The following is a 12,200-nucleotide window of genomic DNA, read 5'->3' on the forward strand; positions in this document are numbered from 1 at the left end:
TTTCAAAGGAGACAATCTTGACCGATCAAGACTGGATGACAGAAGTCCGCACCTATGTGGGCAAGCAGTACGGGCGTATCTATGCCTGGGATAAGGTCAACAGCCCGATGATTCGCCAGTGGTGCGAGCTGATGGGCGTGACTGTCAAGACGAACAGCGAGGGCAAGATCATTGCGCCGCCAGCCATGCTGCAGGTCTGGTGCATGGAAGGCCCGGTGCAGAACAACTATCCGCCCGGCTCCACCACCGAGAACCCCTATGAGGTTCTGAAGCAGATCGAGGCGCACAACTTCTCATCCACTGTGGCGGTGAACTCCGAGCTGACGTTTGACCGCGATGTGGTCGAAGGCGAAGATCTTTACTACACCACGCGCCTGGAAGCCATCAGCGAAGAAAAGACCACGGGTCTGGGCACGGGCTACTTTGTCACGCTGATCATGGATTACTTCTCGATCAGGGCCAAGAATGGCGAAGACGAGAAGGTCGGTCAGCTGATGTTCCGCGTCTTCAAGTTCCGCCCTGCCAATGTGCACACGCCTGCACCGGCTGCTGAAGCGGCCGCGCCCAAGATCAAGCGCCCCGCGCCTGGCGTGAGCGATGACAACCGCTTTTTCTGGGAAGGTGCCAAGCAAGGCAAGCTGCTGATTCAGCGCTGCACAGGCTGTGGCGACCTGCACCACCCACCGGGCCCCGTCTGCCCCAAGTGCCATTCGTTTGACTGGAATGCGGTAGAGGTCAGCGGCAAGGGTACGGTTTACTCCTTCGTGGTCATGCACTACCCCGAAGTACCTCCGTTTGATCATCCCAACCCCATTGGCCTGATTGAGCTGGAAGAAGGCGTGCGCCTGATTGCGCAGCTGGTCGGCATCAAGCCCGGCGATGTGCAGGTGGGTCAGAAGGTTCAGGTCGAGTTCAACACCTTTAATGATGGTGAACTGACGCTGCCCCAGTTCCGCCCTGTGGCCTGAGTTGAGGAGCCTGTCATGGACTTTCAACTGACTGAAGATCAGCGTGCATTTGCAGACATGGCGCAAAGCCTGTTTGCTGACTATTGCACCGACGACAAGCTGCGCGAGCACGATGCCTCGGGTCAGCCTTTCATGCAAGACCTGTGGCAGCAATGCGTTGCCTCTGGCCTGAACACCATTCTGGTGCCCGAGGGCGCTGGTGGTCTGGGTCTGGGAACGACCGAGCTGCTGGCCGTGCTGGAGCAGCAGGGCCGTTTTCTGGCGCAGGTTCCTCTGTGGCAGCAGCAAGTGGCTGCCGCCGCCTTGGCCAAGTTTGGTGGCGATGATCCCCGTGTCACGGCAGCCGTGCAATCGGTTCTGGAAGGTGCGCTGATTGCGCTGTCCCTGGAAAACCTGGTCGCCAGCCGTGGCCCTTCGCTGCAGATCAAAGATGGCCAGCTGCAAGGATCGCTCAATGCAGTCGCTCTGGCTGCACAGGCGGATCTGGCACTGGTGGCCGCTGCTGCAGAGAATGGTGCCATCAAGATGGTACTGGTCAGCCTGCAAGCCGCTGGCGTGGTGCGAGTCGATGGCATGCGCCAGGACTACTGCGCTGTGGCCGATATTCAGTTCAGCGCCACCCCCGTGATCGCCGTGCTGAGCAGCCGCGCCGTGGAGTGGGTGAGCGAGCAGGCGATTGCCTGCCTGGCCAGCTTGCAGCAAGGCGTGACGCAGGAGCAACTGCGCCGCACCGTGGAATACGTGACCGAGCGCAAGCAGTTTGACCGCCCCATCGGCACCTTCCAGCTGGCGCAAGGCCAGATGGCAGATGGCTACATCCTCGTGCAAGCCCAGCGCAGCGCCTTGAGCCAGCTGGTCTGGCGACTGGATGCCAACCTGCCTTGCGCACCTCAGGCGCACGCAGTGCGCGTTCAGTCCAATGAGCTGGGCTTGAAGATTGGCCGCGTGGCACAGCACCTGCACGGCGGCATGGGGGTGGATGTGACCTATCACATGCACCGCTACCTGCTCTGGTGCCGCGCGCTGGCTGTTGAGTTCGGCAGCGCCGATCAGCACCTGGAAGCCCTGGGCCAGTGGCTCGCAGACAACGACACACTCGGCTGGAAGTACGACCTTCCTGAAGACCGCTAAGGAGACAACATCATGGCAAATCAAACACCTCGCTTTGAATCGGTGAACGTCGGCGACGAACTCCAACCCCTGAGCGTGCCCGTGACTGTGCCGCTGATTGCAGGCGGTGCCATTGCAACGCGTGACTACTTTCCCGGTCACCACGACCGCGATGCCGCACGTGCCCTGGGTTCGCCCCACATCTTCATGAACATCCTGACCACCAATGGTCTGGTGCAGAGTTTTGTTGAAAGCTGGGCAGGCCCCGAGTCGCGCCTGATGGATCTGAAGATTCGTCTGGGTGCGCCCAACTACCCCGGTGACACGATGAAGTTCACGGCCTCCGTGACGGAGAAGAACGATGCCACGCGCAGCGTCCAAGTCACCTTGAAGGGCAGCAACTCCATGGGCTCCCACGTCAGCGGCACTGTGCAAGTCGCCCTGCCTTAAGAACAACAAACGGAGACATTCCTGTGAACGATATGAATATTTCCGGTCGCGCCGCCATTGCGGGTCTGGGCGCTACAGAATTTTCCAAGAACTCCGGCCGTACTGAGCTGCGTCTGGCGATGGAAGCCACGCTGGCCGCTCTGGCGGATGCGGGTATCGACCCCAAGGAAGTGGACGGCTTCTCGTCCTATTCCGTGGACAAGGTTCCCGAGTATGAAATCGCCCGCCTGCTGGGGGCGCGCAATGTGAACTTCTTCTCGCAAGTGCCGCATGGCGGAGGCGCAGCGTGTGGCCCCGTGCTGCATGCCGCGATGGCAGTGGCCACTGGCGTTGCCAAGACGGTGGTGGTGTACCGCGCCATGAACGAGCGCAGCTGGTACCGCTTCGGTACCGGTAGCTACGGCTTTGGTAGCTCACCGTTCTTCGATAACGTGAACTATGGCTGGTATATGCCCCATGGTTTCCACACGCCCGCGTCATGGGTGGGCATGTTTGCCCGCCGCTACATGCACACGTTTGGCGCTACGAGCGAAGACTTTGGCCGTGTGGCGGTTGCCGTGCGTGACTTTGCGGCCACCAATCCGGCGGCCTTCTTCTACGGCAAGCCTATTACGCTGGAAGAGCATCAGGCCAGCCGCTGGATTTGCGAGCCTCTGCACTTGCTGGATTGCTGCCAGGAGTCCGACGGTGCCGTGGCCATGGTCATTACCTCCAGCGACCGTGCGCGTGACTTGAAGGCCAAGCCTGTGTTTATCAAGGCTGCCGCTCAAGGCATCTCTGATGGCCAGCAGTCCATGACTTCGTTCTACCGCGAAGACATCACCGGCCTGCCTGAAATGGGCCATGTGGCCAACCAGCTGTGGAAGCAGAGCGGCCTGAGCCCTCAGGACGTGCAAAGCGCCGTGCTGTATGACCACTTCTCGCCGTTTGTGCTGCCCCAGCTCGAAGAGTTCGGTTTCGTCAAGCGTGGGGAGGCCAAGGACTTCATCCGCGCTGGCGAGCATGCGCGTGGCGGTTCATTGCCCATCAACACCCATGGCGGTCAGCTGGGTGAGGCTTATATCCACGGCATGAACGGCATTGCCGAGGCGGTGCGTCAGATTCGCGGTACTTCGGTCAACCAGGTCAAGGACGTGCACAACATGGTGGTGACCGCCGGTACCGGCGTACCCACCAGCGGCCTGATTCTGGGCGATCGCGCTTGATTGAAAGGGGCAAACCATGTTCATTGATTTGACCCCGGAGCAGCATGCGCTGCGCCTGAAGTGCCGTGACTACTTCCAGAACCTGATGACGCCCGAGATCAAGGCCCGCATGCGCGGTGCCGAGGGTGGCGACGAGTACCGCGCCCTGATCCGCAAGATGGGGCGCGACGGCTGGCTGGCCATTGGCTGGCCCAAGGAATATGGCGGCCAGGGCCTGTCGGCGACCGAGCAGCTGATCTTCTTTGAAGAAGCCAACATCGCAGGTGCACCTCTTCCCTTCGTGACCATCAGCACCGTTGGCCCTGCGCTCATGGAGCATGGTACTGAAGCGCAGAAAAAGGAGTTTCTGCCGGGCATGGCCTCTGGCGACATCATTTTCGCCATTGGCTACTCTGAACCCGGCGCAGGCTCCGATCTGGCGGTGCTCAAGACGCAAGCCCAGCTGCAAGGCGATCTGCAAAGCGGCCATTTTGTGGTCAACGGCCAAAAGCTGTGGACCTCGGGCATTGAGTCCGCTGACTATGTGTGGCTGGCTGCACGTACCGACCAGGATCTGCCACGCCACAAGGGCATCTCCATCATGGTGGTGGATGCCAAGGCCAAGGGCTTTTCGCATACGCTGATTCAGACCGTGGGCAACTTCACGGCGGCTACGTATTTCGACAACGTTGAAGTGCCTGCAAGCCGTCTGATTGGCTCGCTCAACGGTGGCTGGAAGCTGATTACTGCTCAGCTGAATCACGAGCGTCTGGGTTTGGGTGCCTGGTCTGACAAGGTGTTCGGCCCCTTCACCAAGGTGCTGGAATGGGCCAAGGCCAAGGACGAAAACGGCCGCCGAGCGGTCGATCAGGCCTGGGTGCGCCGAAGCCTGGCGGAGTGCTACACCCGCATCGAAGCCATGCGCCTGACCAACTTCCGTATTGCGGCAAGTCTGGAAGCCGGAGCCATGGACGTGAGCCTGGCATCTGCCACCAAGGTCTATGGCTCCGAAGGCGTGGTGGAGGTATTGCACCGCCTGATGGATATCGTGGGCAGTAGCTCTCTCGTGCGTGGTGGTTCTGCCGCCGCCTATCTGATGGGCGAGCTGGAGTATGAGCTGCGTGCAGCACCTATCAACACCTTTGGTGGTGGCACGAACGAGATTCAGCGCGAGCTGATTGCCCAGTTCGGCCTGGGTATGCCGCGCCCTCAGCGCTGAGCGAACCTCTCACACATAACAAAGACAAGGAGACCGGTGATGAGTGAAACCACTCTGGTGTCGCGCGAGCAGACCCAGCTCAAGCTGGATCGTCGCGCCCCCATCGCGGCCAAGTACATGGCTGCCACGCCTTACACGATGGCAGACCGTCTGGACGACTGCGTGCGTGACTTTGGTGAGCGCACCTTTTTGACAGAAGGCGATGTGCGCTACACCTACGCACAGTTCAATCAGCGCGCGAACCAGGTGGCACGTGCGCTGCATGAGCAGGGCGTGAAAAAAGGCGATGTGGTGGCCATGGCCATTGAAAATCGCCCCGCATTTTTCTTCGCCTGGTTTGGCATTGCCAAACTGGGCGCGGTCGTGGCCTTCATCAACACCAATGTGGCTGGGAAGCCTTTGGTGCATGCGCTGGAAGTCACCAGTGCCAGCCATGTGATCGTGGGTGAAGAATGTGCCGAGCGCTTTGCGCAGACCGATGGTCTGAACACCACGCTGACCTACTGGCACTGGCCTGATGAAAGCCGCCCAGCCGCTGCTGGTGTGCTTGAGCAGTTTGGCGCAGACCTGCAGGCACTGGCCATGACTGAGGATGGAGCCCCCGTGCCGCTTGCGTGGCGTGAAGGCGTTCTGGCGGGTGATACGGCGCAGTACATCTTTACCTCGGGCACCACTGGTCTGCCCAAGGCCGCAGTTATCAGCCACGCGCGCTGGCTGATGGCGGGTGATTCCATGCAGGTACTGTGGGAGATCACCAAGGACGATTGCTTTTACTGCTTCTTGCCGCTGTATCACGGCGCAGCCTCCATGTCGCTGACGGCTACAGCCATGGCGGCAGGTGCGCGCATTGTGGTGCGTCGCAAGTTCAGTCGCAGCGAGTTCTGGAGCGATATTCGCGCTCATGACATCACCTTTTGCCAGTACGTGGGCGAGATCTGCCGCTTTCTGCTCAGCGTTCCCGGAGCAGATAACGACAAGGATCACACTCTGCGCAAGATGGCTGGAACGGGTCTGACGCCAGAAATCTGGCAGCAGTGGACAGGGCGCTTTGGCGCTGACTTCCAGATTTTTGAAGGCTGGGGTGGCACGGAGTCCAACACCAATACCATCAATCTGGACAACCGCATCGGCTCCTGTGGTCGCGTTCCGTACTGGGAAAAGACCAATCTGCGCCTGGTGCGTTTCGATCAGGAAAAGGGTGACTACATCCGTGACGAAAACGGTTTTCTGCAACTGGCGGGTGTGGACGAACCAGGCGAAGCCATCGGCATGGTGATTCAGTATCCGGGCGTGGTGGCGGGCCGCTTTGAGGGCTACACCAACGTCGAGGCGTCAGAGAAAAAGCTGCTGCGCAATGTCTTCCAGGAAGGCGATGTGTGGTGGACTTCGGGCGACTTGCTGCGCTGCGATGAAGACGGTTACTGCTGGTTTGTGGACCGCATTGGTGACACCTTCCGCTGGAAGAGCGAAAACGTCTCGACCATGGAAGTCAGCGATGCGCTGGGCGACTTTAACGGCCTTGACGCTATCACCGTTTATGGCGTGCAGGTACCTGGCCACGGCGGTCGTGCGGGCATGGCAGCTCTGGTGATGCACGAAGATGCACAGTTTGAGCCCAAGGCCTTCTGGGACATGGCTATTGCCCGTCTGCCGCGTTACGCTGCTCCGCAGTTTGTGCGGCTGATGGATACGCCTGACATGACTGGCAACTACAAGCTGCGCAAGGTCGATCTGCAAAAGCAGGGTTATGACGCTGCCCAGACCAGCGATCCGCTGTTTGTGCGCAATGACAAGCTGCAGACCTATGTGCCGCTGACTGCAAACGCAGTTGAGGAGGCGCTGCGTGGATAACGCTGTCGCGCAAGAACGCGCACGGGCCAAGCCCGCTGACGTGCTGCGCTACCCCTTCGAGCCGCCAAAGCCCGATGGAAGCCATGTGGAGATCGTTCCCGGTCTGCTATGGCTGCGCATGCCCATGCCCATGACGCTGGACCACATCAATGTCTACCTGCTGCGTGATGGCGAAGGTTGGGCGGTGGTTGATACGGGGCTGGGTATTCCCAGCACCTTTGAACTATGGGAAAAGATCTTCACGGAAAAGCTGGCCGGCCAGCCGCTGACCCGCGTGATCTGTACCCACTGCCATTACGACCATGCGGGTGCTGCCCACTGGTTGCAGGAGCGCTTTGGTGTGCCGCTACTGATGACTTATGGCGAGTTCATGATGCTGCGCTCGCTGATGGGGCCGCCGCCTGATCCGCTGCCGCAGTCGCACCGCGACTTCTACGCTCGCGCCGGGGTCACGGATGAAGAGCTGGATCACATGGTCGGAGCCATGCGCAAAGACCCGTTCATGCCCAAGCCGCCTAGCAGCTACCAGCGCATTCGCTCTGGCGAGGTGCTGCAGGTGGGTGAGCGCCAGTGGCGCATTGTGCTGGGTGAAGGTCACTCGCCAGAGCATGCCTGTCTGTACTGTGAAGAAGACGGCATTTTGCTGGCCGGCGATCAGGTGCTGCCGCGCATCACCTCGAACGTGATGGTCAGTCCCATCGAGCCCGAGGGCAATCCGCTCAAGGACTGGCTGGCATCGCTGCAGCGCTTGCACAGCTTGCCTGCGGATACGCTGGTTCTGCCTTCGCATCAAGGTGTGTTCTACGGCCTGCACGAGCGACTGGATCAGATCAGGGAGCACCACGGGCAGCAGTTTGACTTGCTCAAGTCGCACCTGCAGCAAGTGGGGCGTGCCTCGGCGGCAGAGCTGGTGCCGGTGCTTTTTCCCAAGCTGCGCGGCCCCGTTGATCGCCTGATGGCACTAGGGGAAACCATGGCCCATTTGAACCTTCTTTACCTGGCTGGAGAGCTTTCGCGCCAGTCCCGAGAAGGCAAGATTGCGTATTTTTCGTTGACGTAAGGAATTGCCATGACGGAACTAGAAACATTCAAACAAGAAGTCGCTGGCTGGCTGGAAGAAAACTGCCCAGCCAGCATGCGCCGCCCCATCGTTTCGGAGGAAATGGTGTGGGGTAGTTCCCAGCTGGAATTCATCAACGAAGACCAGAAGCTGTGGTTCGAGCGTATGCGCGACCGCGGCTGGTTTGCACCTGCCTGGCCCAAGGAGTATGGCGGCGGTGGCCTGAACCCGAAAGAAGCGCGCATCCTCGAAACCGAGATGGCGCGTCTGGGTTGCCGTCAGCCCCAGTACAACCTGGGCGTGTGGATGCTGGGCCCGGTGCTGGTTGAAGAGGGTACGCACGAGCAAAAGCTGGAGCATCTGGTCCCCATGATGCGTGGCCAGCAGCGCTGGTGCCAGGGCTTCTCTGAGCCCAATGCCGGTTCTGATCTGGCCAGCCTCAAGACATCGGCCAGGCGCGTGACGGATGAGCAGGGCGAAGCCTATATCGTCAACGGCGGCAAGATCTGGACGTCTGACGGAGACAAGGGTGACTGGATGTATGCGCTGGTGCGTACCGACAGCAGCTCCAAGAAGCAGCAAGGCATCAGCTTCGTGCTGATCGACATGAAGAGCCCCGGCGTGACGGTCAAGCCCATTGAGCTGATCAGTGGCAAGTCCAGCTTTTGCCAGGTCTTTTTTGACGATGTACGCGTGCCGGTTCGTCAGCTGGTTGGCAAGGAAGGCGAGGGTTGGACGCTGGCTAAGAAGTTGCTGCAGCACGAGCGTGCCGCCATGTCCAAGTTCACCGAAGGTGGTGCACCTTCACACGATGCCTTGAAAACAGCCCTGCCCTATATGGTCGATGAGCAAGGGCAAGTGAATGATCCCGCCCTGCGCGACAAGCTGGCCAGCGTGCTGATGGATGCTCAGGCCTTTGGCCTGACACACCGCCGCGTGACGGAGAAAGCGCTGGCGCGTCAGGATATCTCTGGCCCCTCCAGCATCATGAAGTTGGTGCAGACCGAGCAGGAAGTGGCTAAATATGAGCTGCTGGAGCAGGTACTGGGCTTGCGTGGGCTGGGCTGGGAAGGCGATGAATTCAGCGCTGATGAGCTGGATGTGTGCCGCGCCTGGCTGCGCTCCAAGAGCTACACGATCGCGGGCGGAAGCTCCGAAGTGCAGCTGAACATTATTGCGAAGCGGGTTCTGGAACTTCCTTGATCCTCTAGAGCAGCTTTGCTGATCAACCCGAGAGGGGCGACAGCATCGCTGCGGGCGGCCCTCGCTTGCTGCCTCTGGTTTGGGGCAGGGTGTGCGGATAAGAAATTGAGATTGGAGACACGATATGACCATGCTTTTGTCGCAAGAGCAGGAACTGCTCAAAGACAGTGCCATCGCCTTTCTGGCTGAAGAAGCGCCCGTGGCCCAGCAGCGCCGCCTGCGGGACGAGAAGGTAGAACAGGGCTTTGATACCCAGCTTTGGCAGCAGATGGTGGAGATGGGCTGGCCTGTGGCCGTGTTGCCCGAGGAGCATGATGGACTTGCCGCAGGCTATCTGGGCATGGGCTTCGTGTTTGAGGCCATTGGCCGCAACCTGTCGGCCCAGCCTTTGCTGAGTCAGGCCATTATTGCGCCTGAGTTGCTGATTCGCGCTGGCTCCCCCGCGCAGCAGGAGCAGTGGCTGCCTTTGCTGGCGGCTGGCGAGGCGCGCATTGCCCTGGCCACCGATGAGCAATCGGGTCTGCACCTGCCGGCCAAACTGAACACGGTTGCCGCCAAGAGCAGCACCGGCTGGAGTCTGAGCGGGGAGAAATTTTTTGTGATTGACGGCGTGGGTGCCGACGCCTTTGTGGTGCTGGCGGCTTCGGGTGAGGGGGCTCCCGGACTGTGGCTGGTTCCCGCGAATACGCAAGGTGTCACGGTGCAGCGACAGTCGCTGATTGACAGCCGCAACATGGCGCGCGTGCAGTTTGACCAGGTGGCTCTGACAGCCGAAATGGCGCTGGTCGCCATGCCTGCCGCCAAGGCGCTCGATGAAGTGCTGGACCGCGCCCGTGCCTGTCTGGCTTCTGAAGCGCTGGGCCTGATGCGTGAAGTGTTTGAGCGCACGGTGGCTTACCTCAAAGAACGCGTGCAGTTTGATGTGGTGATTGGCTCCTTTCAGGCGCTGCAGCACCGCGCATCGCGCCTGTATGTGGAGCTGGAGTTGCTAGAAAGCTGCGTTCTGGGCGCCCATGAAGCCATTGATTCTGGCAAGGAGGCTCAGGTGGCAGAGCTCGTGAGCATCGCCAAGGCCAAGGCTTCCGATCTGTGCGAGAAGCTGTGCAACGAAGCCATTCAGCTGCATGGCGGTATCGGCGTGACCGATGAACTCGATATCGGCCTGTTCTTCAAGCGGGCACGTGTTTTGCAGCGTTTGCTGGGGGATGGTGGTTTTCACCGTGCCCGCTTTGCTCAGCTGAAAGGATTTTGAGATGACGACAGAGACCAGTGCCGCCCCCTCCATTGGCGACAAGATCAAGGGCGTTCGCGCTCAGCTGACTTCGCCTGGCGCACCGTTTGAAGTGCAGCAACTCACGCTGGCGGATGGCCGCAATGTGGCGACCTATCGCAATGCTTTTCAGAACCTGCCTCAGTTCATCAACGCCGGGCGAGCACATGGCGCGGCTGAATTTCTGGTGTACGGCGATGACCGCTGGACGTTTGACCGTTTCTTTGCCGCGGCCGATGCGCTGGCCAGCCGTTTGCAAAAGCTCCATGGCCTGAAGGCCGGTGAGCGTGTGGCCATTGCCATGCGTAACCGCCCCGAATGGGCGGTGGCGTTTGCGGCTGTGGCTTTGCTGGGCGCCGTGCCCGTGCCGCTCAACAGCTTTGGCTTGAGCAGCGAGCTGATGGCCAACCTGGAAGACACCACGCCTGTCATGCTGTTCTGCGATGCAGATCGCTATGCGCGCGTCAAGGAAGCCATCGCTGGTCAGGCCATCAAGACGGTGGTGGTGGATGGCGAGGGTGGTGATGCCAGCTGGGCTGAACTGACGGCGGGTGGCCACGACGGTTTTGCCGCGCCTCAGCTGGACTCTGATGTGCCTGCGCTGGTTCTGTTTACCTCGGGTGCAACCAGTCGTGCCAAGGGTGTTGAGTCAACGCACCGCGCTGTATGCCAGGGCTTGTTCAATATTGACTTCATCGGCGCCTTGGCCGCGATCACATCGCCGGATGCGATTGCCGCCATCATGGCGCGCCAGTTGCAGCCCACTACGCTGTCTGCGGTTCCTCTGTTCCATGTCAGTGGCCTGCATGCGCAGTTTCTGGTCAGCCTGCGCCACGGCCGCCGCCTGATCTTTGTTCACCGCTGGGAGCCTGAAAAGGCTGCCGAGCTGATCCGCAAGGAAAAGGTCACGCAGTTCAATGGCGCACCCAGCATGGTGCAGCAGCTCATCAGCTTGCCGGGCTTTGAGCAGCCCGAGAACTCGGGCAACCTCTCTGGCGTTGGCTTTGGCGGCGCAGGCCTGCATCCCCGTCTGATTGATGATGTGCTGGGCAAGTTCAGCGGGCGTATGTCGGGCATCGGCTTTGGCTTGACGGAATCCAACGGAGTCTGCGCAGGCAGCTCTGGCCGCATGTTTGAGGCGCATCCTCGCAGCTCTGGTGTGCTGTCTCCCATTATTGAGGTTCGCATTGCCGATCTGGATGGAACGGCCTTGCCTGTCGGCGCTGCCGGAGAAATCTGGTTGCGCGGCGTGACCCTGATGGAGCGCTACTGCGGCGATACCGAGGCCACGGAAAACGCCATGCGTGGCGGCTGGTTCCACACGGGGGATATCGGCGTTCTGGATGACTCGGGATTCTTGACCATCGTCGACCGCATCAAGGATGTGATCAACCGCAGTGGCGAAAAAATAGCGGCGGCTGAGGTCGAGTCTTGCCTGTTACAGCATGAGGCGCTGGAAGAGGCCGCAGTGTTCTCCATGCCGCATGAGGTGACTGGCGAGCAGGTGGTTGCCGTGGTTGTGGGGAAACCCTGGAGCCAGGTGACGCCCGAGGCCTTGCGCGACTTTGTGGCGCAGCGCCTGGCGGGCTACAAGGTGCCTACACAGATTGTGGTGCGTGATCAGCCTTTGCCCCGCAATCCAGCCGGAAAGATGCTCAAGGCCGCCATCCGTAAGGAGTGCGCTCACCTGATGAGCTAATGCACTGTTCTGGGGTGTCCTAGGACTTTCCCCAGAGCCTTCAAAAAGCCTGCTGCCGCCAAGTGCGCCAGCAGGCTTTTTCATTGGGAAAAGTTACTTTCATGCCCTATGTGGACTAGGCCTCTAGGGTCTGTCAGTAGTCTTCTCAGACGATGGGTTTAAGACTCTGCTCAAGCAGAATGCAAC

The 12,200-nt window shown here is 60.2% G+C and carries 10 protein-coding genes; all 10 read left to right on the plus strand.

What is annotated here, in order from left to right:
- The first annotated feature begins 17 nt into the window (after window positions 1–17).
- On the plus strand, window positions 18–968 hold the full coding sequence (locus HF327_RS09950; RefSeq protein WP_169108067.1) for a Zn-ribbon domain-containing OB-fold protein: 951 nt from the start codon (window positions 18–20) through the stop codon (window positions 966–968).
- Between the two features lie 15 nt (window positions 969–983).
- Window positions 984–2,099, plus strand: a complete 1,116-nt coding sequence (locus HF327_RS09955; RefSeq protein ID WP_169108068.1) for an acyl-CoA dehydrogenase family protein — start codon at window positions 984–986, stop codon at window positions 2,097–2,099.
- Between the two features lie 12 nt (window positions 2,100–2,111).
- The gene (locus HF327_RS09960; RefSeq protein ID WP_169108069.1) at window positions 2,112–2,528 is read left to right on the plus strand and encodes a MaoC family dehydratase; all 417 of its coding nucleotides are present in this window, start codon (window positions 2,112–2,114) and stop codon (window positions 2,526–2,528) included.
- Window positions 2,529–2,560: 32 nt separating this feature from the next.
- Window positions 2,561–3,733, plus strand: coding sequence for a lipid-transfer protein (locus tag HF327_RS09965; RefSeq protein ID WP_169108140.1), 1,173 nt, complete (start codon window positions 2,561–2,563; stop codon window positions 3,731–3,733).
- A 16-nt stretch (window positions 3,734–3,749) separates the two neighbouring features.
- Entirely contained in the window at window positions 3,750–4,931 is a 1,182-nt protein-coding gene (locus tag HF327_RS09970; protein ID WP_169108070.1) for an acyl-CoA dehydrogenase family protein, read from the plus strand.
- Window positions 4,932–4,970: 39 nt separating this feature from the next.
- Entirely contained in the window at window positions 4,971–6,782 is a 1,812-nt protein-coding gene (locus tag HF327_RS09975; protein ID WP_169108071.1) for a long-chain-acyl-CoA synthetase, read from the plus strand.
- Window positions 6,775–7,842 carry an MBL fold metallo-hydrolase gene (locus HF327_RS09980; RefSeq protein ID WP_169108072.1) on the plus strand — a complete coding sequence of 356 codons (1,068 nt, stop codon included), beginning with the start codon at window positions 6,775–6,777 and terminating at the stop codon, window positions 7,840–7,842. Before HF327_RS09975 ends, HF327_RS09980 begins: the two co-directional genes overlap by 8 nt.
- Window positions 7,843–7,851: 9 nt before the next feature.
- Entirely contained in the window at window positions 7,852–9,045 is a 1,194-nt protein-coding gene (locus tag HF327_RS09985) for an acyl-CoA dehydrogenase family protein (RefSeq protein WP_169108073.1), read from the plus strand.
- 124 nt (window positions 9,046–9,169) lie between these two features.
- Window positions 9,170–10,297, plus strand: coding sequence for an acyl-CoA dehydrogenase family protein (locus tag HF327_RS09990; protein WP_169108074.1), 1,128 nt, complete (start codon window positions 9,170–9,172; stop codon window positions 10,295–10,297).
- 1 nt (window position 10,298) lies between these two features.
- A complete protein-coding gene (locus tag HF327_RS09995; RefSeq protein WP_169108075.1) occupies window positions 10,299–12,014 on the plus strand; it encodes a class I adenylate-forming enzyme family protein in 1,716 nt (571 codons plus the stop codon).
- Window positions 12,015–12,200: the final 186 nt, after the last annotated feature.

It is taken from the genome of Comamonas suwonensis (genome assembly GCF_012844455.2).
GTDB classification, from domain to species: Bacteria; Pseudomonadota; Gammaproteobacteria; order Burkholderiales; family Burkholderiaceae_C; genus Comamonas; species Comamonas suwonensis.